23 protein-coding genes are annotated in these 23875 nt (G+C 48.1%); 12 read left to right on the forward strand and 11 right to left on the reverse strand.

Annotated elements, in window-relative coordinates:
- Positions 1-179: 179 nt before the first annotated feature.
- The gene (gene fliE, locus DFR42_RS01570) at positions 180-530 is read left to right on the forward strand and encodes a flagellar hook-basal body complex protein FliE (protein ID WP_110253192.1); all 351 of its coding nucleotides are present in this window, start codon (positions 180-182) and stop codon (positions 528-530) included.
- Between the two features lie 96 nt (positions 531-626).
- On the opposite strand, the gene DFR42_RS01575 is transcribed toward fliE, so the two are convergent.
- From DFR42_RS01575 to DFR42_RS01610, 8 genes are all read right to left on the reverse strand, one after another.
- The gene (locus tag DFR42_RS01575; protein WP_110253193.1) at positions 627-1388 is read right to left on the reverse strand and encodes a flagellar brake protein; all 762 of its coding nucleotides are present in this window, start codon (positions 1386-1388) and stop codon (positions 627-629) included.
- Between the two features lie 38 nt (positions 1389-1426).
- Positions 1427-1738 carry an EscU/YscU/HrcU family type III secretion system export apparatus switch protein gene (locus tag DFR42_RS01580; protein WP_110253194.1) on the reverse strand — a complete coding sequence of 104 codons (312 nt, stop codon included), beginning with the start codon at positions 1736-1738 and terminating at the stop codon, positions 1427-1429.
- The gene (fliK, locus tag DFR42_RS01585; RefSeq protein WP_110253195.1) at positions 1725-3071 is read right to left on the reverse strand and encodes a flagellar hook-length control protein FliK; all 1347 of its coding nucleotides are present in this window, start codon (positions 3069-3071) and stop codon (positions 1725-1727) included. The genes DFR42_RS01580 and fliK overlap by 14 nt, the downstream gene beginning before the upstream one ends.
- Before the next feature lie 5 nt (positions 3072-3076).
- The gene (locus DFR42_RS01590; RefSeq protein WP_110253196.1) at positions 3077-3412 is read right to left on the reverse strand and encodes a flagellar protein FliT; all 336 of its coding nucleotides are present in this window, start codon (positions 3410-3412) and stop codon (positions 3077-3079) included.
- A 6-nt stretch (positions 3413-3418) separates the two neighbouring features.
- Complete coding sequence (gene fliS / locus DFR42_RS01595; protein WP_110253197.1) at positions 3419-3889, reverse strand: flagellar export chaperone FliS; 471 nt, start codon at positions 3887-3889, stop codon at positions 3419-3421.
- A gap of 46 nt (positions 3890-3935) precedes the next feature.
- Positions 3936-5945, reverse strand: coding sequence for a flagellar filament capping protein FliD (gene fliD, locus DFR42_RS01600; protein WP_245936789.1), 2010 nt, complete (start codon positions 5943-5945; stop codon positions 3936-3938).
- A 107-nt stretch (positions 5946-6052) separates the two neighbouring features.
- Positions 6053-6430, reverse strand: coding sequence for a flagellar protein FlaG (locus DFR42_RS01605; RefSeq protein WP_110253199.1), 378 nt, complete (start codon positions 6428-6430; stop codon positions 6053-6055).
- Between the two features lie 88 nt (positions 6431-6518).
- Positions 6519-8339, reverse strand: a complete 1821-nt coding sequence (locus DFR42_RS01610) for a flagellin N-terminal helical domain-containing protein (RefSeq protein ID WP_110253200.1) — start codon at positions 8337-8339, stop codon at positions 6519-6521.
- A gap of 336 nt (positions 8340-8675) precedes the next feature.
- On the opposite strand from DFR42_RS01610, the gene DFR42_RS01615 reads away from it, so the two are divergent.
- From DFR42_RS01615 to DFR42_RS01630, 4 genes are all read left to right on the forward strand, one after another.
- Positions 8676-11270 carry a tetratricopeptide repeat protein gene (locus DFR42_RS01615; RefSeq protein ID WP_110253201.1) on the forward strand — a complete coding sequence of 865 codons (2595 nt, stop codon included), beginning with the start codon at positions 8676-8678 and terminating at the stop codon, positions 11268-11270.
- 50 nt (positions 11271-11320) lie between these two features.
- The gene (locus tag DFR42_RS01620; RefSeq protein ID WP_110253202.1) at positions 11321-12439 is read left to right on the forward strand and encodes a DegT/DnrJ/EryC1/StrS family aminotransferase; all 1119 of its coding nucleotides are present in this window, start codon (positions 11321-11323) and stop codon (positions 12437-12439) included.
- 70 nt (positions 12440-12509) lie between these two features.
- A complete protein-coding gene (locus DFR42_RS01625; protein ID WP_211324104.1) occupies positions 12510-13220 on the forward strand; it encodes a WbqC family protein in 711 nt (236 codons plus the stop codon).
- 13 nt (positions 13221-13233) lie between these two features.
- Positions 13234-14196 (forward strand): glycoside hydrolase family protein, encoded by a 963-nt coding sequence (locus DFR42_RS01630; RefSeq protein WP_110253203.1) that lies wholly within the window; start codon positions 13234-13236, stop codon positions 14194-14196.
- Here the strand turns inward: DFR42_RS01630 and DFR42_RS01635 are convergent.
- Genes DFR42_RS01635 through DFR42_RS01645 form a run of 3 tightly spaced genes read right to left on the reverse strand, consistent with a single transcriptional unit; the run spans position 14185 to position 16977 of the window.
- The gene (locus DFR42_RS01635; RefSeq protein ID WP_110253204.1) at positions 14185-15294 is read right to left on the reverse strand and encodes an FkbM family methyltransferase; all 1110 of its coding nucleotides are present in this window, start codon (positions 15292-15294) and stop codon (positions 14185-14187) included. The genes DFR42_RS01630 and DFR42_RS01635 overlap by 12 nt on opposite strands.
- The gene (locus DFR42_RS01640) at positions 15291-16247 is read right to left on the reverse strand and encodes a glycoside hydrolase family 32 protein (RefSeq protein WP_211324106.1); all 957 of its coding nucleotides are present in this window, start codon (positions 16245-16247) and stop codon (positions 15291-15293) included. Before DFR42_RS01640 ends, DFR42_RS01635 begins: the two co-directional genes overlap by 4 nt.
- Before the next feature lie 4 nt (positions 16248-16251).
- Complete coding sequence (locus DFR42_RS01645; RefSeq protein WP_110253206.1) at positions 16252-16977, reverse strand: LbetaH domain-containing protein; 726 nt, start codon at positions 16975-16977, stop codon at positions 16252-16254.
- A gap of 285 nt (positions 16978-17262) precedes the next feature.
- Between DFR42_RS01645 and DFR42_RS01650 the strand changes: the two genes are divergently transcribed.
- The 7 genes from DFR42_RS01650 (at position 17263) to rfbG (ending at position 23854) form a co-directional block, all read left to right on the forward strand.
- Positions 17263-18279 (forward strand): class I SAM-dependent methyltransferase, encoded by a 1017-nt coding sequence (locus DFR42_RS01650; protein ID WP_170133384.1) that lies wholly within the window; start codon positions 17263-17265, stop codon positions 18277-18279.
- A gap of 13 nt (positions 18280-18292) precedes the next feature.
- A complete protein-coding gene (locus tag DFR42_RS01655; protein ID WP_110253208.1) occupies positions 18293-19378 on the forward strand; it encodes a class I SAM-dependent methyltransferase in 1086 nt (361 codons plus the stop codon).
- 44 nt (positions 19379-19422) lie between these two features.
- Complete coding sequence (locus DFR42_RS01660; RefSeq protein WP_170133385.1) at positions 19423-19650, forward strand: acyl carrier protein; 228 nt, start codon at positions 19423-19425, stop codon at positions 19648-19650.
- Positions 19647-20399: an SDR family NAD(P)-dependent oxidoreductase gene (locus DFR42_RS01665; protein ID WP_110253210.1), complete on the forward strand. Its 753-nt coding sequence runs from the start codon at positions 19647-19649 to the stop codon at positions 20397-20399. The genes DFR42_RS01660 and DFR42_RS01665 overlap by 4 nt, the downstream gene beginning before the upstream one ends.
- A gap of 18 nt (positions 20400-20417) precedes the next feature.
- Positions 20418-21959, forward strand: coding sequence for an amino acid adenylation domain-containing protein (locus DFR42_RS01670; protein ID WP_110253211.1), 1542 nt, complete (start codon positions 20418-20420; stop codon positions 21957-21959).
- Positions 21960-22034: 75 nt separating this feature from the next.
- A complete protein-coding gene (rfbF, locus tag DFR42_RS01675; protein WP_110253212.1) occupies positions 22035-22805 on the forward strand; it encodes a glucose-1-phosphate cytidylyltransferase in 771 nt (256 codons plus the stop codon).
- The gene (rfbG, locus tag DFR42_RS01680; RefSeq protein ID WP_245936856.1) at positions 22799-23854 is read left to right on the forward strand and encodes a CDP-glucose 4,6-dehydratase; all 1056 of its coding nucleotides are present in this window, start codon (positions 22799-22801) and stop codon (positions 23852-23854) included. Before rfbF ends, rfbG begins: the two co-directional genes overlap by 7 nt.
- Positions 23855-23875 lie beyond the last annotated feature (21 nt).

Genomic DNA, 23875 nt, shown 5'->3' on the forward strand with positions numbered 1-23875 from the left:
GTGTCTGCGGATTGCATGCTTGCTATTCCAGATATGGTTTTTTCCTTGTAGCGATTGTCCACTGAAATAGCGAAATCAAACCTGGGAAAAACGATGTTTTTACTGCTCTTTTCGGGGCTCCAATTTGCTTTGCAACTGTTACTGTAGCAAATGTGAAAGTCCACATTAAAGGTGATCAGATGAAAATGGGAGGCATAGACGCAAGTCGCATTGAGGCCATGGTTGCGCAGTTAAAGGCGACCGCGGCTAAAATGGAGGCAAGTGCTGGCCTGGGCGTGAGCCAGACAGAAAATCCGGCCCCAGGCAGGCTGGATTTTGCAGAAGCCCTGAAGGCTTCTCTGGATAGTGTGAATCAGGCACAAACCAAATCACAGCAACTTGGACAGCAATTTGCCATGGGGGATGATAAGGTCAGTCTGTCTGATGTGATGATTTCCATGCAAAAATCCAGTATCTCATTCCAGACGGCAGTACAGGTGAGAAACAAGCTGGTATCGGCCTATCATGACATCATGAATATGCAGATATAAGTAGTCGTGCTTTTGGGCCCTGATAGCCTTGGTTGGGGTTAAAAACGCACCGTATCAAAACAAAAGCCCGATTATCTGGAATCGGGCTTTTGTTTTTTAGCGTATGCCAGTCAGTTTGGCATTGCGCTCTCGCTCCAGTTTCATGATGTAGCGTTGTATGCTGGCCAGTACACTATTCGACATATTGATGAACTGGCATCCAAGGCGGCGATTTGACTTGCCGTTCAATAACACCAGGTCTTGTGAGTTTCTGACCTGTAAGACCACGTCGACCAGGCCTATGGTCGGCAGTTCCATTTTGCAATGTTCATAGATGACGCCTATGGTGCTGTCCAGCACTTTTCTTTCATCCAGAATGGCGATGCCGCCACAGCTGATGTCAACCAGGGCCAGCTTCAAGGTTTCGTGCCGGTCTTCCAGCTGGACCGGGATCATTGCCCGTATGGGGTTTGATAATGGCGTATTGATGCGATAATATTCCCGCCTTTGCAGACGTATCATATTGGTCGGTATCGCAAACTGAAGAGCGGGGCGGTCTTCAAAGATGATGCGTTCCAGGTTTGACGATGAAAACTGTATGCTGATTTTGTCCAGCAAGCCCTCAAACGACACTCTGGGTGCCTCAATGATGCGTTGATTGGCCAGTTGACCCGGCGCACTGTCAATAATGACCAGATCAGTGCTGTCATCAACGTCAAGGATGGACGTGATAAAGACTTCTGAGCCGCTATTGATCAGCATGCTGATCAATTGTTTGCTCTCTTTCAGGCCGCGCAATAATCCGATGATTTCCCTGCGGGAATCAACTTGAAAGGGGCTTTGATTCTCTGTACCCAGACTCGGAGGTGAGGATGGCATATTTTTATAATCACATTCAAAAATGAGGGCTGTTTAACTTATTCTGGCCCTGGAGTCTCCGAAATTGTCCCAGACTTTTCCGTATCAATATGGTAAAGCCAAGCGAGTAGTTCTGCAACTGCCCGATACAGGGCCGGAGGAATATCCCGGTCAAGATCGACTTTCATCAGCAATGAAACCAGTTCTTTGGACTGATGGACATGTACTCCGTGTTCTTTAGCTCTGGCAATGATCTCTTCTGCAATCAGGCCTTTGCCTTTGGCAACCACTTTGGGCGCAGAATCTCCGGTCTGATAGGCCAATGCAACTGCATTTTGTACTGGTTTGACAGGAGGATCAACTGCGCTCATTTTTATTCACCGCAAAAGACATTAGCGGCGAACCGGCCACTTGCATGGCTGCAGCCAGTTCGCTGGCATGATCCTTCAGGGCAGATACGGTATTACTTTGCTCAGCCCGCAGGGACAGGCCCAGATTATTCGATTGCAGATTGATGATGGCAGTAACCAGCCCTAAATTGGGTAAATCAAAACGTACAACCGATTGCCAGCTTGTAGCATCCTCCATTTCTTGTGGATTGTGCTTGCTCTGGGTTTCTTTTTTTATTTCCCATTCTATTTTTTGTCCGGGAAAAAGCTCTCCTTGCCATCGTACAATATTTTGTTCCAGAACATTTAATTGCTGGTGAATTATTTGTCCCATTTCCTTGTTGATGGTCGTGAGTGTCGTACTTTGAATGCCAGAGCTGCTATCTGTCTGACTGCTGGCGCCAATTTGTGACTGTGGCTCAGCTTTGATGTCGGCGATGGGGCGCTTGCCTTGTGCCCATTCTGCAACATGTGATTCATAAAACAGGCCGCTGGTGCTGATTTGTTGTTGTAGTTTGATAGCGGTGCTTGCCGTATCTTTTAATTCGACCGAGGCAGCCACGATAGGAGTCGGGCTGGCGATATTGGTTTTATCAGCTTGGGCTGGCGCAGCTTGCAGAATTTGCGTGATGAGTCTGCCGGTATTGCTTAAAGAGGTGGGTGTGCTACTCAGCGGGTCCAGCAAGGTGTCGGCAGCATTGGTATTGGCAAGATTATTTTTTGCCGTGATTTCGGCAGGCCGGGCCGTAGCAATTTGTTGCGCGCCAGCTTTGCCCGGGCTCAGACCTACTTCGTCAGTATTTGGCTGGCTCGGGTCCTGCGTTGATAAATTGACGATGCTTGAAGCATTGGCTTGCTTGTTGCCCTCAACCAAAAGCCTGGCCGAGCCGGGCATGGTTTGGCTAGGGGTGGCAATTTCCTCTGAAACAGAGCCAAGATAAGTGCTTAAGCTGGGTGACTGGCGCCTGTCTGTGCCAGCAGCATAATTTTGTGGCAGAGGGGCAGGGAAGTGAGCATCTCCATCATGCTCTAGCAAGAAAGTGGGGCGTGGTTCGGTAGCAATCAGGCGTAAAGGGATCTGGTCCCCTGTTTTACTACCTTCTGGCAACATCATTTTAGCGGTGATGCCTGCCACCCTGACGGTGAAACTGCCATCCATCAATTTAGACAGGATTTCACCTTTCAGCAATTGCCCGGTAACAAGCTGGGCAAGTTTTGGTGTGATGTCCTGTCTGGTTTCGCTAATGCCAATGGCAGCAGCTGGTGCCTCGATATTGGCAACTGGTTTGGGCAGTATATCGAGCCGGGTAGCCATAAAAATCAGGCTGTATTACCTGCACCATAAGCATTGGATAATTTTCTATTGGTGCTGGAGCTTTTCATCAAATCAGATAACTCTGTCATCCAGGGTTCGGTGATGTCGCGGATTTCCTTGTCATCTGCCAGGATTTTTTTGATGATGCGTACTTTCTTGTCCCGCATTTCTGCAGGCAGGTCGAAAGGGATTTCACTTTCACGTATGGTTTGTACACGACTGGAACAATCGTTTTCCAGTTGTTCCAGTAATTCCCAGTTGCCTGAGCGTGCGGCTTCCAGCATGTTGCTCGTGATGGTGGCAACATTTTCGTACAATGAGATCAGTTCCAGACTATTCATCTTGATTCAAGCCTCAACAAAGTTGGCAGGACGAGGTGATAATGGGTCAATATTTGCTTTGGGGATTTCATTGACGACTTCTTTCGTGGGCGAGATGGCTTCCCAGGAAGTTTTTAAATCACGTAATAAATTCTGTACTTCGGTGAGCATGACCGCACTATTTTCCAGATTTGCCTGCAGTAACCTGGCAGTCATGTACTCATACAATGAGTCCAGGCTGACGGCGATTTCACCCCCGGCTTTTTTATCCAGGCTGGCACGCAAGCCGTTTTCTATGATGGCAATGGCTTTTGATATGGCTTGCCCTTTGGATGCAACTTCGCCAGTGCCCAGGTGGTGCACGGCATTTGAAATGGCAACAATTGCCCCGTCAAACAGCATGACTATCAATTTGTGTGGGCTGGCGGCGACAACGCCAGTCTCAATACCAACCTTTGCATAGGCATTGGCGCCGCGTGCTTGTGAAGAGCCAAACATAATCTCGTTTCCTTATATTCTCTTGCATGCTTAACAAATTATTGGATTACTTGCTGCCTGTTAATGCTGCCAATTGCTGTGTTAAGAAGGTACTGGTGTTATTGAGTCCGCTTACTATCCTGTCGAGAGCAGTAAATTGAGCTCTGTAACGTGCCTCCACATCAAATAAGCGACTATTTAAGGTAGTACGTTGCTTGCCGATTTCTTTGATGCTGGCAGTGACGCCAGAGGTGGTGCTGGTGATGGTGCCTGAACTGCCTGTGAAACCACTGATCAGGCTGCTTAACTGTGTTGCATAACCAACTGAGAAATTGACGTTGCCACGCGCGCCGGTTGATCCACCGGCGATGAGGAGTTTGAGTCCTTCAGAAGGGCTGCCTGCAGCTCCCGTCAGTATCTGGCCATTGCCAGTGCCTGTGATGCCGTTGAGGGAGCCGGCAACATCCTTGCCTGCGGTGCCAGCTACTACCGTACCTGTAAGCGATGCGACACCAGTTCCGGTACTGTTGGCAATGTTAATGGCAGAGGTGGAGCCATATTTATTGGATTCCAGAACCAGGACACCGCCAACAACACTGGCTTTTGCAGATGCACCTACAGCACTAAAAGCAGTCGTGCTGTTAATCGACGATTGAATCAGGGTTGCCAGTTCAGTGGCCGTATAATTGCCCGCCGCCAGGCTGACATCGGCAACAACTCCATCCAGTGTTACGCTGATTTTGGTGCTTGGGTCTATCGTAGTTGACGGTGGCAGGGTCAGATCACCCGTGAGGCTGGATTTGGTGGCGATTTGAGTAATCGATAGTGCATAACTGCCAGCCTTGGTGGCAGTGGACGAGCCAGTCAAGCTAACCAGACTATCTGTTGCAGAACCTAAAGAAGCAAACAAGCCACCGACGTCACTGAATTTGGTCGCGAGGGCGCTGGATAATTTGGATGCATCCAGCGAAATGGAGCCATCTTTCTGGAAGCTGACACCAATTTGTGACAGCGTAGTCAGACCACCACCCAGGCCATTCACAGAAGAAGATAAAGTCTTCCTGATCTGGTTTTGTATACTTTGTGTCGTCGAGTCACCTAATAGCAAGCCAGCTTTATTGGTGGTGGCATCGTAAGATGTCAGGCTTTTTATGGTCGTATTGAGATCATTGTAGGCTTTGACGAAACTATTGACGCCCGCCGTGATGCCAGTGGTATTTGCAGAGACTGAAATAGAGGTCGTGCCAACTTTGGATACCGTCAGCGATACCCCTTGTATTGCACCCAGAACCGTATTGGAAGCACTGGAAATCGCAATGCCATTCACGCTCAGACTGGCATTCTGTGCTGTGCTGACTTCAGTAAAATTTTGCGTGCTGGCCGGATCGTAAGCCAGTAGAGATGTCACTGCAGCATCTTCACCTGAAGAAGTAATCTTGAGGCTGGATGCAGCGCCGGTTTTGCTGGAATTAAGTACCAGATGGTAAGGTGTGGCACTACCGTCGCCGACGATGGATGCGGAAACACCTATATTGGACGCATTGATCGCATCACGAATGCCCTGCAGGGAATTATTCGTGCTATTAATTTTTACCGTACCGACAGTTTGATTCGCATCTTGCTGGAATGTGCTGCCCGGTGGATAAATGCCGTTAACAGCAGTGCCGGTAATAGTGCCGAAAGTAAAGCTGATGGTGGTTTCTGTACCCGTGCCTATTGCGTTGGTTGAGCTTACCTGGCCCGCACTTGACAAGCCCTGCGCTTGCGCCAGCTTGGTGACAGCAACGCTATAGCTACCGGCTGTCGCCGCGCTATTGGCTGTTGCAAAGGCGACGGTGGAATCACCTGCACTTGCATTCAGTGATTGAAAAGTGGATGGATTGTTGAGTGACGTCAATGCATTTTGAAAGGCACTGACCGCACCATTCAGGGTGCCATACGCTGATAACTTGGCCTGGAAGCTCGCCTCTTTTTTTGCAAGCGATGTCAATGGCTGGCTCTCCACCTGCATAAGCTTGGAGACGATATCGTTCACATTAAGATTTGAACCTATGCCTGTTGATTGAATTCCTGCCACGTGATTCCCCTTTGGTTAGTGGTACTTTACTTTATTAACGGCAAGGGTAAATCAGACTTTAGAAGGGAATTTACCTGCTTGTTTTCAATATAGACATAAATTTCATCTTAGGCAGTCTGTTTTATCAGCAAACCTTGTAATTTATCCAGTGACTTGGCAATCTCTAATGCTTCTTCAGTAGGAATTTGTCTGATGACCTGCTTGGTTTGCTGGTCGACAATCTTGACTACCACTTCCTTGGCGTCATTATCAACACTGAATTCCAGGTTTTGAGAGCTCACCTGTATGGATTTATTAATCTCGGCAACCGCCTTATTAATATCGTCGGCAGAGGCTGCCTTGGCGCTTTGGCCAGCGGACCTGACCGGATTGGCAGTCTGTAGAGGCGCGGCGCTTTGCGCGATCTGTGGAGCGGGTGCTGCATTGCTCAATCGATCTGAAACAGGTGCTCCTGGCGATGAACTGGTAATCGATAGGACGTCCATGATGTTTCCTTAAAGTAAAATTCCCCTGATCATAAAATTGACCAGGGGACCACTCATTTTCAATGAAAAACGACTTTTATTTCATTGATTAGCCACGCAGCAGAGCCAAGACGCCTTGTGGTAATGCGTTCGCCTGAGCCAAGATTGCGGTACCAGCTTGTTGCAATACTTGACCACGTGTCAATGTTGCTGTTTCTTGAGCGAAGTCAGCATCACGGATACGGCTACGGGAAGCTGTCAAGTTCTCAGAAGTTGTGTTCAAGCTGTTGACTGCTGAGGAGAAACGGTTTTGGTAAGCACCCAAAGAAGCACGTGAACTATTGACAGAAGCCAGAGCTGCGTCAATGGTTGTCAAGGCCGATGTAGCGCCAGCAGCTGTTGTCAGGTCAAGAGACGAAACACCCGCACCAACTGTTGCTGTTGCTGCAGTCGCGCCAGCTGTCAGGCCAGCGGCTGTTGCACCGGCACCTGCTACTGTTGTCGTACCAACTGCCAGACCAGAATTTGCCAGAGTCGCTGTACCTTTCAAAGTAAAGGTATAGCCAGCATTTTGCGAACTTGTCAGTGTGATAACGCCTGCAGTGTTAGTTGCAGTTACGCCAGTGTCTTTGGTTTTTTGGTTGATTGCATCGCGAATTGCATCGCCTTGCAATGTAGCCGTTGCACCACCAGTGATTGCGCCGATATCTACACCATTGATCTGGATGTCGCCAGCAGCAATATTGGAGTTAGTACCAGTGATAGTTGTACCTGCAGTTGCGGCACCAGCCCCACCGTTTGCCAATACGATACCAGCAGAGTTGGTAGATGTCAGTTTGACAGTACCTGCTGTAGTTGTCGTTGCAGCTGCTGTACCGACTGCTGTTGCAGCACCAGTAGTTGCGCTACCCAGGCCAGTCACTGTTGCAGCCAGACCAGAGGAAGCATTGGTTTTGGAAACAGTGATGTTTCTGCCGTCAGCTGCTGTCAGAGCTACTGCACCTGTCGTAGTGTCAAATGCTGCTGTAACACCTGTTTGTGAAGATTTTGCATTGATCGCAGCAGTAACTTGAGCGCCACGTTCAGCAGCTGTACCAGCAGCAGCCAGTGCACCGATATCAACACCATTGATCAGAACATCGCCAGAAGCGATGGCTGTTGCGAAGCCAGTTGCTGCTGTACCGCTGGTAGTTGTAGCTTGAGCAGTTGCTGTAACGCCAGTAGAGCCATTTGCTGCATTGATGGCTGCAGCTTTTGCAATCGCACTACCTTTGCTGTCAGCATAAGATACGCCGTCGCCAGATGTTGCGCCGATATTGAAACCGTTGATGACCAGGTCGCCAGACTGGAAGCCACCGACGCCATTCACGCCACCAGAAACGTTGGTGGAGTAGCTGGAGCTGGCACCAACACCCAGGCTGGATGATTTGGCACTGGCGATGGAAGTGATGGAAATTTGATCGTTCGATGTTGCATTTGCACCAACTTGGAAAGTTTGTGCTGTGAAGCTACCGTCCAGCAGATTAACGCCGTTAAAGTTGGATGAGCTGGCAACACGGTTGATCTCAGAGATCAGTTGTGATGCTTCGTTATTCAGAGCGGCACGGTCACTGGCACTATTGGAGCCGTTGGCTGCTTGAACTGCCAGGTCACGGATACGTTGCAAGTTGGAACCGATTTGTGTCAAATCGCCCTCAGCTGTTTGCGCAAGAGAGATACCGTCATTTGCATTACGGACAGCTTGGTTCAAACCACCGATTTGTGAAGACAGACGTTCGGAAATCGCCAGACCCGCAGCATCGTCTTTTGCGCTATTGATACGCAGACCAGAAGACAAACGTTGCAAAGAAGTGTTCAGCGAAGACTGAGATGTAGTCAGATTGCGTTGAGCATTCAATGACGAGATATTGGTATTAATAAATGAAGCCATGTTAATTCTCCTTACCCAAGTTATGTAAATATGGCCGGTGGCCTTAAACTTTGGTCTGTGCTACCAATATGTTGGACCGCCGTTGCAATCAGGTATCGGACGCTTATTTTAAAAGTTTAATGGGTTGCTCAAAGTAAATATTTTATTTTGAGGGTAAAGTTGCTCTTAATATTCCGCTAAACGGCAGCATTTCAAAATACTTGAGACCATTTATACGTTTATTTTCGGCTTGAAGTTAACATTTATTTGCTATTGTCGACCATGAAAAGTCCTCTTTTTTAAGACAATCATCATTAGCAGGGCGCAGCGCCTGGCCCTTTTTATTAAGGTTTTGCTATGAGTCAACATGTTTCTCCCGCCAGCCCTGATGGAAAAATTGCTGAAATAACAGCAGGGGAGGCGCTTGAGCAGGCTATCCAGCAGTTATTGCAACTGGCGCAGGCGGCAATTGTTGCCGGAAACCTGCCACATGCGATAGCGCACTACAAATTGATTTTGGAAAATATCCCGGGGCGGCCTGATGCCAATTATGAATTGGGTAAGTTGCTGGCCTCCTCAGGTTCGGCTGATGAATCGCTGGTCTACCTTGAAGCTGCAATTCAGGGCGATCCACAGCGTACTGAATATTGGGATACCTATATAGAAGTACTGAATTTGTTTGGCGATGCTGAAATAGTCCGTCAGGCGATGGATTTGCGTGCTTCCGTATTTCAGGGGGAGCAAGCGGCAGAAGCTGGCAATTTGCAGCCAGAACCTGCATTGCCAGTGACGGAAAGCCCGGCTCCTGTTAACGCTAGTTCACCAAAACATATTGCAGGGAACGCTGCAGAATTAAATAAATTATCTTTATTGTATGAACAAGCCAATTTCAAGGAAGTAGAGCGGCATGCGCGCAAACTGATACAAAAGAATGCCCGCGATGGCATAGCCTGGCGATTTTTAGGCCTCGTTCTGTTGAGCTCAGCTCGCCTGGAAGAGGCAGAACAAGCCTTGTGGAAGTCGCTGGAATTATTACCAGATGATGCAGTGGCCCACTTTAACTACGCCCTGGCGTCAGTAAAAAACAAGAAGTTGGACATTGCGGAGGCGCATTACAGGAAAGCCCTTGATCTCGATAACAAGATGCTCGCCGCTTATAATAATCTGGCAAATTTGCTGAGAGCTACAGGCAAATTGGCAGAAGCAGAGGCTTGCCTGCGCAAGTTATTGATGCAGGCACCAGATTTTGCCGTGGCGAGTTTCAATTTGGTGGGGATATTACGGGAAAGAAAAATGTTCCCACAGGCTCTGGAGCTTGCGCAGCAAGCCCTCACAAAATTTCCGGCCATGGCTGAGGCGCATCATGCGCTGGGCTCAGTTTTGTCATTGATGGACAGGGATGATGAAGCCTTGCCTTACTTGCAGCGTGCTATAGAGTTAAACCCAAAATTGGCCGATGCCTATAATAATATAGGCAGTATTTATCTGGATAAAAAAGACTTTACGACAGCGCGACCTTATTTTGAAAAAGCGCTGGAAATCGATCCCAAATTAAGCAATGCCCATCGTTGTCTGGGGCAGATCTGCATATCGCTGGATTCTGATATCGACATGGCTGAGCAACATTTTCGCCGCGCCATCCGGTTTGGGAAGAATGAAACCGAGGCCAATACCTGCCTTTTGTTTTGTTTAAGTGAAACCGGCAAGCTTGATTCACAGGAGCTTTTTCAAGAGCATTTGAATTACAGCGCAAGATATGAATTGCCCTTAAAACCGCACTGGCCCACGCATCAGAATAGCAAAGTTAAAGACCGTGTTTTGCGAGTTGGCTTTGTGTCAGGGGATTTTCATAATCACGCAGTGGCTACATTTGCCATCCCTGTCCTTGATTATTTATCCCGTATCGCTACGCTTGAATTGTATGCCTACGATAATAATGAGGTGGAAGATGAAGTCACCAGAGAGATGCGTGGCTATTTCAAGTATTGGCGAAAAATTAATAAGATCGACGATACGACGGTAGTTGAACAAATATTGGCAGATCAGGTAGATATTCTCTGTGATTTATCCGGGCATACTGCAAAAAACCGGCTCATGGTGTTTGCTCACAAGCCTGCTCCCATACAATTTAGCTGGATAGGTTATCCGGGAACAACGGGTTTGCAAGCCATGGATTATTTTATTGGTGACCCTTTTTATTTGCCCCAAGGGCAATTTGATCATTTATTTACTGAGAAAATCGCCAGTCTGCCTTGCGCAGCCCCATTCTTGCCCAGCCCACTGGCACCGTCAGTAGAAGCATTGCCTGCATTGAGTAATGGTTATATCAGTTTCGGCAGCTTCAACCGCTTAAGTAAAGTCAATGCAGTGACCATACAGGCTTGGTCACATTTATTGAATGAGGTCAAGGATTCAAGAATTTTGATGGGGGCTATGCCGTCTGGCTTTGATAAGTCAACGCTGGCTGCGGCTTTTGCCGCAAATGGCATATCTCCTGAGCGTATCAGTTATTACGGAAGAACCAATGTAGAAGACTATCTGGCTCTCTATAATAAGATAGATATCTGCCTGGATTCATTCCCGTTTAATGGTGGCACAACGACACATCATGGCCTGTGGATGGGCGTACCGACTTTATCTATAGATGGAAGTTTGCTAGCATCCAGAAGTGCCGCTGCAATTTTGGGCCAGGTTGGCATGCAGGGTTTTCTGGCACGTGATCTGGATGATTTTGTGGTCAGGGGCAAATACTGGTGTGACAATCTGGAAAGCTTGTCTGCAATCAGAATGTCACTGAGGTCAATTTGTGAAAGTTCCATTAAGTGCAAGCCCGAATTAATTGCTGAGGCATTGGATCAGGCCATGCGAAAAATGTGGAGTGGCTGGTGTGATGGAAGAGCGCCTGAAGCTTTCTCCATAGATAAGTCTCAACTTAAAATTTCAAATTCGTGAAAATGAGATAAAAAGTAATGAAGTTCTGATGCATCCATCTGGAAAAGAATATGAAAAAAGCGGACGGCAATTCATCTATCTATGTCACTCAACCAGTGTTGCCACCACTGGAAGAGTTCATGCCTTATCTGGAAAAGATCTGGGCGAACAAGATTTTGACGAATAGTGGTCCATTTCATCATGAGCTGGAACAGGCGCTCTGTGATTACCTGGGAGTAAAGCATCTCTGCCTGTTTGCCAATGCCACCATCGCCCTGATCACGGCCCTGCAATCCCTGCGCATCAATGGCGAGGTGATTACCACGCCATATTCTTTTGTAGCGACTGCGCATTCGCTCTTATGGAATGGCATCAAACCGGTCTTTGTCGATATTGATCCGCTTACTTTTAATCTCGACCCAGGAAAAATTGAAGCTGCCATTACACCGCAAACATCAGCCATCATGCCTGTGCATTGCTATGGCAGGCCATGTGATGTCGACCGCATACAAAAAATTGCTGACAATTATGGTTTGAAGCTGATCTACGATGCGGCGCATGCCTTTGGTGTGCAGTATCGTGGAGACAGCCTGCTCAATTGTGGCGATATGTCCATACTCAGTTTTCATGCAACCAAGGTTTTCAATACCTTTGAGGGTGGGGCGATTGTGTGCCCGGATCTGAAAACCAAGCAGCATATAGATCATCTCAAGAATTTTGGTTTTGTTGATGAAGTCACGGTAGTTGCCCCAGGCATTAATGGCAAAATGAGTGAATTCAATGCTGCACTGGGTCTGCTGCAATTGAAGGAAATTGATGCAGTGCTGGAAGCAAGGCAAAAAATCGCTACCCAGTACAGGCAAAAGCTGGAAAATGTCAGCGGTATTACTTGTATTCATGATATTGCTGACACCAAGCCCAATAATTCCTATTTTCCCATCCTGGTAGAGGCAGATTATGTGATGTCGCGTGATGCCTTGTTCCAGAAGTTGCGTGAGCATGAAATTTATGCGCGACGTTATTTCTACCCCCTGATCAGCGATTTTCCCATGTATCGGGGACTGGTTTCGGCTGCGCATAGCAATTTGCCTGTCGCCAGAGAGATTGCCAGCAAGGTGATTTGCTTACCTATTTATCCCGGATTAAGCGAAGAAGAACTCGATAGAGTGATAGATTTAATCGTCTGTTGAATGAAAAATCTTTGAAAGATAAATGGTGGTAACAAGTGAGTTGATCAATGCCATTTTGGGGATGAAGGATATGCCAGTTCAGAAAAAAGTGGCAATCATGCAGCCTTACTTTTGTCCTTACGTCGCCTATTTTCAGTTAATTTCATCGGTCGATGTCTTTGTTATTTACGATAATATCAAATACACCAAAAAAGGCTGGATCAACCGAAACCGTATCTTGCAGGATGGTAGCGACAAACTGATTTCTTTACCGTTGAAGACAGCATCTGATTATCTGGACGTTGTTGACAGAGAGCTGGCGGATAATTTTGATGCAAAAAAACTGCTCAATCAAATCAGGGCTGCGTATTTGCATGCGCCATATTTCAAGCAGATTTATCCCTTGCTCGAATCGATAGTGCGCTATCCGGAGCGTAATCTGTTTGAGTTTTTGTATCATTCAGTAGTGAAAATTTGCACCCATCTGCATATATCAACAAAAATAATTAAGTCATCCAGTCTGGATATTGATCACAGCTTAAAAAACCAGGACAAAGTGTTGGCAATATGCCAGAGCTTAGGGGCTACACAGTATGTGAATGCGCTCGGTGGTCAGGATTTGTATTCCAAAGCAGATTTTTTATCCCGCAATATTGCCTTGAATTTTATTCAGTCAGAGTTACGCGAATACCAGCAATTTGGAGCCAAATTCGTGCCCTGGCTGTCCATCATTGATCTCATGATGTTCAATTCTGACGATGAGATCAGTGACTACCTGAAAAACGGCTACACCTTGCTATGAAAGCAGCCATTGCATGATGAAATGGGAAAAACTGGGGCAAATTTTTGATCCCACCGGGCATCAACTGCCAAATGACTGTCAGTCATTTGCGCAAGCGCCGCAAGTGCTATTGTTTGACACTTTTGCCCGCATTTTTTTTTCTACACGCAGTCTGGATGCCAGCAATGGCAAATACCTTAGTCATATCGCTTACGTGGATATGGCTTTGAATTTCAAGGATATCCTTGCTGTTTCCGCGCATGAAGTGATTTCATTGGGAAAGCCTGGCTGTTTTGACGAACATGGTATTTTCCCTTTGAATGTCATGCGCCATGCAGGTCAGATCTATGGCTATATAGGTGGTGTCAACCGACGCAGTTCGGTGCCGGTTGATAGCGCCATAGGCATAGCACTCAGCCAGGATGAGGGCAGGACCTTCCAGCGACTGGGGGATGGTCCGGTATTGTCAGCTTCTTTACATGAACCCTGCCTGATAGCCGATCCCTTCGTGCAGGTATATGGCGGGCATTTTCATATGTGGTATATCTTCGGCAAAGGCTGGCAGCATTTTGATGCGCAAGCCGAGCATGACAGGGTGTACAAGATAGGCCATGCAGTTTCTGCAAATGGCATAGACTGGAAAAAGAATGACGGACAAGAGATTATCGCCTCCAGACTGGGGCCAGATGAATGCCAGGCATTGCCAACAGTCATAGAAATAGCTGGCACGTATCACATGTTTTTTTGTTATCGTGAAGCCAGTGATTTTCGTCATAATCGCGAACGCTCTTATCGCATAGGTCATGCCAGTTCTAGAGATCTGCAGAACTGGCAACGTGATGATAATGAACTGAGTCTGGGCTTATCAGATGCTGGCTGGGATTCGGGCATGGCTTGCTACCCGCATGTGTTTGCCTGCCAGGGCCAGATTTACATGCTCTATAACGGCAATGAATTTGGCCGTCATGGCTTTGGATTAGCCAGACTACTGATGTAGATCAAAAACACCATACATGATTAACATCATGGACATGTAATTACGCTGCCGCAGATATAGCTTCATATCAGGCGCAATTTCCTTGAGCAAGATGGGCAGGCGGTAAAAGTCTTCTTTCTTGTGTAACCGGACGACGATATTTGGCCTGTACTTGTTAATGCTCAGGCGTGCGCCGCTCAATGCATTGTATTCAGCCCCATTAATGTCGAGTTTGATGAGGCTGACGGCGCTGCCTGATTGCTGCAATATCGCATCTATAGTGTCCACCTGGATTTCACTAGCTCCCGTCTCACTGATTTCATTATCAATGTGCATGGCTTTGGTCGTGAAGCGCAATACGGTTTTCTCATGCCAGGCACCGAGCTTGATGGCGGTGATTCTGGGGATATGCAGTTCAGCTACGGTTTGTTGTAATTCCAGGAAATTCTTGTCACCCGGTTCCAGTGAGATGATTTTGTCGTAACCGCCATGTTTGATCTCGTGAAATTCCTTGATGGTGTCACCAGTAAAACCGCCCACATCAAGAAAACTTTCATGATCGCCAGGTGAAAATTCCGAGCTGGGGAAATAAAGATTGTCCAGCCTGACACAGGGAGCAATATGGGCCAGATTTTCACTGATCTTGGTATTGATCGCTGCGACATAGGTTTGCCGGGATAATTCATCTTCGAATAAACCATATGCCTGATCAAAATTACCGCTATTTTGTATGACAAATTGCCTGTCCATGAAAGCGTGAGGCATGTTCAAATAGTCAGGGATATCAATCACATGGACATCATTGGCACCTAGTCGCCTGAGTTTCTCAAGCATGGGCGGGTAATTGGTAATGCCGACGATGATGTGGCAATTTTCTAATTGTCCTGTGTAATCCTCAGTGCTGACGACGGGCAGATCGGTAAATGCCTGTTGCACAAGATATTCTGCATCCACCATTGCTGCCTGGATTTTGATGCCATTCAATTCCAGAAAACGTTTCAGTACATACGCATAGACACCTGCGCCATAGATGATGACGGGCTTGCTGCTGGCTTTTAACTGAGCCAGTAATATTCTTTGCTGATTGGGTTCATCCAGCAATTGCTCAATGATAGTCATTGTTCATCTTCCGAAATCAGTTCTGCAACACCAAAGCCTTCCTTGCCAAAGGAATTGCCGCAATAGAACATGAAAATGCGGCCATCGATTTCCTTGATATTTGGGTAACAAATCATTTGTGCGTCCCAGCCGCTGTCCGAAGTGGATATACCAGCTTGTGCATCGTCCCTTATCCAGGTTTTCAGATCGGTCGATGATGCATAACCCATGCGGTAAGCACCGCCCGTAGTGGAGGGATGGCGCCAGGCGAAAACAGCATGCCATTTACCATTCATGAAAAAGGGCGAAAAAATATCCTGGCACTCATCTTCACTGAGGCGTGGAACCACGGGCTGGCCATCATGCTGCCAGTTGATGCCATCTGAGGATATTGCCAGGGCCACCTGATAGACAGGTTCATGCTTTCCTTCGGCAAATAACCATTTCTTGCCACTCAGATACCACATATACCACGCATCCCCGACTTTCAAGACACTGGGGCCGGTGACAAAGTAGGCTTCTTTCAAGCTTAATCCCAAGACGGGGCCCTGGCCCAGCTTGGCAAAGCTGCTGCCACCATCTGTGCTGGTCGCCAGGCCAATAGCCAGTGTGTAAGGGACAGAAGACATCCGCGTCCAGCCTGTGTAATAGGCATGAATGCTATTACCCGTTTCGATAAAGCTGCTGGGCATGATGCCAAATTCGTCGAATGCGCCAGAGCCGCCCAAAGCCAGTAATGGGGATTCTGCAATCGCCACCACTTTTGACAAATCATGACGGTCCAGATCGACATAACCGGGATAGGACACATATTTCAGATCAGAATCAGGCTTGGGTCGGGATGCAATAAAAACCCGGACGGTGTTTTCATTCAAAATGAATGCGGTCGGACATTGTGCATATTCCTGCATCCATGGACGGGGCTGGCTGGTACAGGGGTTAAATATCTGACCCAGTTTTTTCCATTTCAGCATGCCATTAATCCTTTTTCTGTCCGTTGCCCATGGCTGGCAAGGATGTCATTCTGAGGAAGGTGGGGCTGTCCAGCCTGAATTTTTCTGTGCCCGCAGCGACGAATACACTTTTGTCAGCGGTGCTTTTTAGTATCAGGCTGGCCCCGCCTAGCAGGTTATCGGCACCAACCGTGATTTCGCCACCTAAAGTCGCATTCAGGCCGACGAAGCAGCGCTCTCCCAGTGTCGTGCTGCCGCCTATGGTGACACCGGCGGCAATCCAGCAATCGTCCTTGATGGTGGAGTGATGACCAATCAGCGAATTGTTCCAGATAAAGACATTATTACCTATGCTGGCACCAGGCTGTATGCCCACGCCGTCAAGAATGACGCAATTTTCACCCATATTCAACCAGTGTCCATAGTCTGCTTTGGGGCTGACATAACTGACCAGATGGTAACCACGGGCTTTAGCTTCAGCACACTTTTGCAGACGGCTGGCATTCAGATTTTGATAGCCCATGGCGATAATCAAGTCTACCGACTCTGGCGGATAGGTCTTTTCCAGGTCTTCAAATGCGATAACAGGCAAGCCCTGATGCGTGCCCTTGCCTATAGTCGCCTGGTCCAGCCACTGCCTGTCGCAAGTAAATGCCAGGACCTGGAAGCTCTGATCACGCACTATGTGTTGATAGACGACATCAGAAATTTTGCCTAAACCAAAAATCACTATAGGTTTCATGTTTTTCATATGAGGGCCTGCTTGTCTTCAAGTCGATTTCGAGAGATTTTCTCACTATACTGTATAAGCTTTTTATTATCTTTTGATTGCATAAAAGAATGATTTGAAATTGCGCTATTTTTTGCTCAAGCTGGCTATTTCCCCCAAAATCGTTGTTATAAAACATCTGGATAGGCTTGCAGCGCTTCATTATGAGAAATAAGTGGGTCTTCCCCTTGAATTCGGGGCTAAGAAATTGCTTAAATGCACATACACTATGGCATAAGCCTATTTAACATTACACCTGGAGCGAACATGCGTTTTGGCGAAGAGAATTTCTATGTTGATCCCATCACACTGGAACCCCTGGTTTTGTCAAATGAGGTTAAGGATGAGAACGGAATAGTGTCGGGCACACTCAGCAGCGCATCGGGCAATCGTTTTGATATCGTCAAGGGTGTTCCCAATTTTGTTTACCCTTTTGAATTGCCTGTGGCAGATCAAAAAGCCTTGCAACAATATGAAGACAGGGCAGATGCCTATGACCGTTTTTTACCCCTGACTTTCAGTACTTATGGCGAAGACGAGCAAGTCGTACGTAATGCCATGGTCGACAAGCTCAATCTCACTCCAGGCAGTATCGTGCTGGAAACCGGCGCAGGTACTGGAAGGGATTCAGAGATCATCGCCAAAAGGCTGGGGCCGGATGGCAAATTGTATATTCAGGATCTGTCGCCCTCATTCTTGAACAAAAACCTGGAGCGCATGCATGGCGTGGATACCCATGTCGAACCTGCGCTCGCCAATGGCTATTATCTGCCGTTTGCCGATAACAGCTTTGATGCTTGTTTCCATTTTGGTGGTATCAATGCATTTGGTGATATCAAGCGCGCCTTTTCTGAAATGGCCAGAGTCACGAAACCGGGTGGCAAAGTCGTTGTAGGCGATGAGAGCATGCCACCGTGGCTAAGAGAAACCGAGTTTGGCAAGATATTGATGAATTCAAACCCTGAATTTGTCTACACACTGCCGCTGGACAAGTTGCCAGTCGAAGCGCGCAAAACCCGCCTCGAATGGATCATAGGCGGGGTATTCTATTTGATCGACTTTGTGGTGGGAGAAGGGGAGCCAGGCGCCGACCTTGATTTCGACATACCAGGTGCGCGTGGCGGCACTCACAGAACCCGTCTGTATGGGCAACTCGAAGGCGTCAGTGCAGAAGCCAAGCGTTTGGCCTATGAGGCGCGCGCAAAAACTGGCAAAAGCATGCATCAATGGCTGGATGAAGTAGTGCGCGAAGCAGCTCAGCGTGACATAGGTCAGAAAGACTGAACGGACTCCGGCCATGGACAATGCTAAACAAGGCAACGTGACCCTGATATTCCCGGCAGTAGACCAGTCGGCACTGGATTATCTGACTGCAGCACAGCACCGTGCAGAAAACACCTTGTGTGCAGCCTCGGTAAAGAGTGATCTGCTGGCCAGCAATGGCGCTGAGGTATTGCATTTGCCCTCAATTTATGCCGAGGACTTTAGTCATCACTTCCTGAGTTTGCTGCAAACTTATCCTGTGCGGAGGTTGTATAGCCCAGTGTCCAGTGTCTATGACTTCATGCAGCGGTTTATCAATACGCATCAACTGCAAATAGAAATGGTCGGGCAATCACCGATACGGCAACAGGTGCAGCAGCACCGGCAGTTGATGGCAAGGGCCAGTCGTTTATTGGAATTTGTCGAATTGTGCGCCGCTGGAAATCAGGCTTTATCTTTAATCGAAGTGGCTGGGGTGCTGCGGCAGGTGAGTCTGATTTATGGCGAATCCAATGACGACAAGCTGGCCGCACTGATGGGTATTGCCTCTGCCGTTGTGGATGGCGATGTCGTAGAGATAGGCTCCCTGATGGGGCGCTCTGCTTTTGTCTTGTCTTACCTGGCAATGAAATACAATATAGGTCCGCTTTTGACGGTGGACCCGTGGGGGCGGGAACAGGCCATACAAACTGACTCGACAACTTCATTCCAGGCGCTGGTAGATGACTGGGATTTCAAGGTCTTGAGTGAGGGCTTTTATGTCAACATGGTGCCATTCAATCGCGGGCAGCATGCGCATTTGCAATTACCATCGGTTGCCGCGTTTACAGAATATGCGAACAAGAGAGATTTTTCATCACCGTCCAATGCGTCGGTCAATTTTTCAGGACAAATTTCACTGATACATATAGACGGTAACCATGACTTTGCGCGAGTACAAGAGGACTGCGTGCACTGGCTGACTTTATTAAAGCCTGGTGCATGGCTGATACTTGATGATTACATCTGGGCACACGGTGATGGCCCTTACCGTATTGGCAACCAGTTATTGCTGGATAGGGCAAAAGACATCGCTTTATCCTTCGTCTGTGGCAAGGCTTTATTTGTACAATTTAATTAATGCCTTCCGTGGTATTAAATTTCGCAGCAAAAGTAAAAATAGATATGACGATAGAAAAAATATTCTCTGAAGTGTTCGGTTTGCCAGAATCCAGCATTATCGATACCTTGATATTGACCGAGATAGGCAGTTGGGACTCCCTCGCGCACATGATTTTGATCACTCGCCTGGAAGACACTTACCAGATCCAGTTTAACGGTGACCAGATCGCTGATATGAAGTCAGTTGGTGATGCGCGTAAAGCCTTGCTGGCGCAAGGTGCAAATATATGAAGCTCACAGGCACCAATGTACTTGTCACCGGCGGTGGGCGTGGTATCGGCCGGTATCTGGTTGAACAGCTTGATGAGGCAGGTGCCAATGTATTTGTACTTGAGTATGATGAAAACCTATGTGAGGAATTGAATCAGCTTGCTTCTGCTCGTGTTCGCGCCGTGCAGTGTGATGTGGCGAATGCTGATGCCGTTGATATCGCCATACAGACAGTGACAGAAGCGGGCTTTGATATTGATGTCCTCATCAATAATGCAGGCATTATTCATAGCGAACCTTTGGTGAATATGCTGTCGCGGACCGAACGTGCGCACTCAAGAGATAATTGGCGCAAAGTAATGGCGACAGATCTTGATTCTGTATTTTTTGTGACTAGCCGTGTCGTCGACCACATGCTGGCCAAACGCAAAAAAGGCGTGGTGATTTCCATTAGTTCTATTGCTGCCAATGGCAATGCTGGCCAATCTGCCTATTCTGCTGCCAAGGCAGGGGTCAACGCACTGACGCATACCTGGGCCAAGGAATTGGGCCCGCTGGGCCTGCGCTTTATCGCGATTGCTCCCGGATTTATCGATACGCCGTCCACCCGTGCAGCATTAAGCGAAACCATGCTGGCGAAATTGCAACAGCAAGTGCCTTTGCGGCGTCTTGGTGCTATGCAAGCTGTTTCTCAAGCAGTCCACTACGCAATAGAAAACGATTACCTGACAGGCAGCATTCTTGAAGTAGATGGTGGCCTGGTGCTTTAATTTGTCCTTGCTTGGCATATGACTTATATCTCAAATCTGGCTCTGGCTTTTAATGAAATAGCCTGTCGTTTTGCTGACAGGCGGGCACTGTATTATCCGGCCGCTGACGAGGCCATCAGCTATCGCGACCTGAGCGACAGAGCGGAACAACTGGCGCGTGCTCTGCATGCGCAAGGCTTGAGGCAGGGGCAGGTAGTAGCCTTATTCAATGACAAGTCAGCCGATGCATTCGCCTGCATGCTGGCCTGTTTACGACTGGGTTTGATTTATACCAATCTTGACCCCGCCAGCCCCTGGGAACGTTTGCGCAAAATCCTGCGCACCTGCGAACCAGCACTGTTAGTCAACAGTTTTTCGGATTTGCCATTCACTGATCCGCAATTTGAGGAAGTAAACGTCAGGCATATAAGCATGGCTGAATTGCAGGCGTCTGCCAGGGATGTCGAGTTGCCAGATTGCCGGACAGTGTCCGGCAGCTCTCCTGCTTATATCATGTTCACTTCTGGTTCCACCGGTTCGCCCAAAGGCGCGGTGATGTCTCACGCAAATCTGTTGTGGTTCATACAGTGGGCGCGGGACAGGTTTAGTGTGACTGAGCACGACGTGCTGACCAATGTGAATCCCAGTTATTTTGATAATTCCGTTTTCGATTTTTATATCGCTTTGTTTTCCGGTGCGACTTTGTTGCCATTCACGGTAAAGCAAGTGCATGACACCCGTGCACTGGTTCGCTTGCTGAATCAGGCTGCCTGTACTATCTGGTTTTCTGTGCCATCCATGCTGGTGTATTTATTGACGACGCGTGCTTTGAGCAAAACTGATTTGCCCAATATACGAAAAATCATTTTCGGTGGAGAGGGTTTCCCAAAAACCAAACTCAAGCAATTATTTGATTTGTTTGCCGACCGTGCCGAGCTGGAAAATGTGTATGGCCCGACGGAATGTACCTGCATCTGTTCTGCTTATCAGGTCCAGGCTGCAGATTTCGACGATATGAACAGTCTGGCCCCTTTGGGCAAGCTGGCCCAAAATTTTGATTACGAGATATTGGCGCTGGATGAGCAAAATCCAGACAAAGGCGAATTGTTCTTGCGCGGGCCTCAAGTCGGTCTGGCTTATTACAATGATGTCCAGCGTAGCGAATTAGCCTTCGTGCAAAACCCTTTGCATACACGTTATACCGATGTGGGTTACCGTACCGGTGACATCGTCATGCGCGATGCCGAAGCTAATCTGCATTTCCAGGGCAGGGCAGATTTCCAGATCAAGCACATGGGGTATCGCATAGAGTTGGAGGAGATTGAAGCTGCCATCAATACTCTGGGTGAGGTGACTGAATGTGCAGTAATTTACAAAAAATTTGATAACGGCCTGGGTCAGATCATTGCCTATGCCGCCGTCAATGTAGAGAGCCAGTCAGCGTATCTGCTAGCCAGGGTTGCCGCTATTGTGCCTGCCTACATGGTGCCCAGGCATCTGTGCTTTCTGGATAGCTTGCCAAAAAATGCCAATGGCAAAATTGACAGAGTAAAGTTGAGTGAAATTGAAATCAAAAATTGAGATTCTTGCGTCCTTACGGGGTCTGGCGCAGACCTGTCGTAAAATGTCGGAAATTTACAGTAAGGAGCAATACGCATGAAAGCGGTAATTCTGGCTGGTGGACTGGGAACGCGGATTTCTGAAGAAACCCATCTCAAGCCCAAGCCCATGGTAGAAATAGGCGGACGCCCCATACTCTGGCACATCATGAAGTCATATTCAGCTCACGGAGTGAATGATTTTGTGATTTGTTGTGGCTATAAGGGATATCTGATTAAGGAGTATTTCGCCAACTATTTCTTGCATATGTCGGACGTCACCATAGACATGCAAAAAAACCATATGGAAGTCCATGAACGCCATGCAGAACCATGGAAAGTCACCCTGGTAGATACGGGTGAAGAAACCATGACGGGTGGACGCCTCAAAAGAGTCGCGCCTTATATCCAGGACGAGGAAGCATTTTGTTTTACCTATGGCGATGGTGTATCAGATCTTGATATTACAGCATCGATCAATTTTCACCGTAATCATGGCAAGCTTGCTACTGTCACAGCTGTCTTGCCGCCGGGGCGCTATGGTGTATTGCAGCGTAACGGCGACCAAGTGTTGGGTTTCGTTGAAAAACCGCGGGGTGATGGCGGCTGGATCAACGGTGGATTTTTTGTCTTGTCACCCAAGGTGCTAAATCTTATTGAAAATGATGGCATCACCTGGGAGCAAGGGCCCCTGACTGAACTGGCGGGCGCGCAGCAATTAATGGCATTTGAACATGCTGGATTCTGGCAACCCATGGATACCCTGCGTGAAAAAAACCTGCTCGAAGAATTGTGGCAGTCAGGCAGTGCACCGTGGCGGAAATGGTAAGCCGTATGCAACTGGATAAAGAGTTTTGGCGCGGCCGCAGAGTATTACTGACAGGGCATACTGGTTTTAAAGGTGCATGGTTAGCCTTCTTGCTCAAAAAACTTGGGGCAGAGCTGACTGGATTATCGCTGGCTCCAAATACTACCCCTAGCCTGTTTACGGCTTTAAAATTGGATCAGGGCATGCACAGCCATATTGGCGATATCAGGGATGCTGCATTGGTCAAACAGGTCGTGCAAGATTGTCAGCCTGAGGTGGTTTTACATCTTGCTGCACAAGCTTTGGTCAGACCCAGTTATCGAGAGCCGCTGGCAACATTTGCGACCAACATCATGGGCAGCGCTCATGTGCTGGAAGCTTTGCGCGGCCAGGAGAGTGCAAGAGTCGCCGTGATGGTGACGACAGATAAAGTCTATCGCAATCTTGAACAGATACATCCCTATCCTGAAACGGCTGAACTTGGCGGGCATGACCCCTATAGCGCCAGCAAGGCTGCTTCTGAATTATTGATTTCCAGCTACCGCGATTCATTTTTGGCGGAGCAAGGATTGACGGTTGCCGTTGCCCGCGCCGGTAACGTAATTGGTGGTGGTGACTGGTCTGAAGACAGGCTGCTGCCAGATGCGATACGGGCATGGGAAAATGGTCAGACTTTGCAGGTGCGCCGACCAGAATCGGTGCGCCCATGGCAGCATGTGCTGGAGCCTTTGGCAGCTTATTTGTCGCTGGCCCAGGTTGGGTATCAACATGCCAGCCTTGCACAGGCCTGGAATTTTGGCCCTGACGGTGCAGCAACAGTGCGCGAAGTAGTGGAGTTGGCCAGACAGGAGTTTGGCCGCGGCGATGTTGATTTTGCAGTCAATCTAGCAGGCGTGCATGAGGCTGGCTTATTATCACTCGATGCCAGCAAGGCCAGGGAGCAATTGGCGATAGCACCGCGCTGGGATTTATCGGTGGCGGTATCGCGCACTGTGCGCTGGTATGCAGATTTTTTAGCTGGTGCTTCTGCACAAGAACTATGTCAGCGCGATATTGATGCCTACTTTTAAGGCTGTTATGAAGAAAATTGC

Origin of the sequence: Undibacterium pigrum (assembly GCF_003201815.1) — a bacterium.
In the GTDB taxonomy this organism is placed as follows: domain Bacteria; phylum Pseudomonadota; class Gammaproteobacteria; order Burkholderiales; family Burkholderiaceae_D; genus Undibacterium; species Undibacterium pigrum.

Bases quoted from the DNA above. Each gene is read 5' to 3' on its own strand.
- DFR42_RS01625 (WP_211324104.1), top strand. From the start codon at position 12,510: ATGCCAGTTCAGAAAAAAGTGGCAATCATGCAGCCTTACTTTTGTCCT.
- rfbG (WP_245936856.1), top strand. From the start codon at position 22,799: ATGGTAAGCCGTATGCAACTGGATAAAGAGTTTTGGCGCGGCCGCAGA.
- DFR42_RS01665 (WP_110253210.1), top strand. From the start codon at position 19,647: ATGAAGCTCACAGGCACCAATGTACTTGTCACCGGCGGTGGGCGTGGT.
- rfbF (WP_110253212.1), top strand. From the start codon at position 22,035: ATGAAAGCGGTAATTCTGGCTGGTGGACTGGGAACGCGGATTTCTGAA.
- DFR42_RS01630 (WP_110253203.1), top strand. From the start codon at position 13,234: ATGATGAAATGGGAAAAACTGGGGCAAATTTTTGATCCCACCGGGCAT.
- DFR42_RS01660 (WP_170133385.1), top strand. From the start codon at position 19,423: ATGACGATAGAAAAAATATTCTCTGAAGTGTTCGGTTTGCCAGAATCC.
- DFR42_RS01575 (WP_110253193.1), bottom strand. From the start codon at position 1,388: ATGCCATCCTCACCTCCGAGTCTGGGTACAGAGAATCAAAGCCCCTTT.
- DFR42_RS01615 (WP_110253201.1), top strand. From the start codon at position 8,676: ATGAGTCAACATGTTTCTCCCGCCAGCCCTGATGGAAAAATTGCTGAA.
- DFR42_RS01610 (WP_110253200.1), bottom strand. From the start codon at position 8,339: ATGGCTTCATTTATTAATACCAATATCTCGTCATTGAATGCTCAACGC.
- DFR42_RS01645 (WP_110253206.1), bottom strand. From the start codon at position 16,977: ATGAAAAACATGAAACCTATAGTGATTTTTGGTTTAGGCAAAATTTCT.
- fliS (WP_110253197.1), bottom strand. From the start codon at position 3,889: ATGTTTGGCTCTTCACAAGCACGCGGCGCCAATGCCTATGCAAAGGTT.
- DFR42_RS01650 (WP_170133384.1), top strand. From the start codon at position 17,263: ATGCGTTTTGGCGAAGAGAATTTCTATGTTGATCCCATCACACTGGAA.
- DFR42_RS01640 (WP_211324106.1), bottom strand. From the start codon at position 16,247: ATGCTGAAATGGAAAAAACTGGGTCAGATATTTAACCCCTGTACCAGC.
- DFR42_RS01670 (WP_110253211.1), top strand. From the start codon at position 20,418: ATGACTTATATCTCAAATCTGGCTCTGGCTTTTAATGAAATAGCCTGT.
- DFR42_RS01620 (WP_110253202.1), top strand. From the start codon at position 11,321: ATGAAAAAAGCGGACGGCAATTCATCTATCTATGTCACTCAACCAGTG.
- DFR42_RS01580 (WP_110253194.1), bottom strand. From the start codon at position 1,738: ATGAGCGCAGTTGATCCTCCTGTCAAACCAGTACAAAATGCAGTTGCA.
- DFR42_RS01655 (WP_110253208.1), top strand. From the start codon at position 18,293: ATGGACAATGCTAAACAAGGCAACGTGACCCTGATATTCCCGGCAGTA.
- DFR42_RS01605 (WP_110253199.1), bottom strand. From the start codon at position 6,430: ATGGACGTCCTATCGATTACCAGTTCATCGCCAGGAGCACCTGTTTCA.
- fliK (WP_110253195.1), bottom strand. From the start codon at position 3,071: ATGGCTACCCGGCTCGATATACTGCCCAAACCAGTTGCCAATATCGAG.
- DFR42_RS01635 (WP_110253204.1), bottom strand. From the start codon at position 15,294: ATGACTATCATTGAGCAATTGCTGGATGAACCCAATCAGCAAAGAATA.
- DFR42_RS01590 (WP_110253196.1), bottom strand. From the start codon at position 3,412: ATGAATAGTCTGGAACTGATCTCATTGTACGAAAATGTTGCCACCATC.
- fliE (WP_110253192.1), top strand. From the start codon at position 180: ATGAAAATGGGAGGCATAGACGCAAGTCGCATTGAGGCCATGGTTGCG.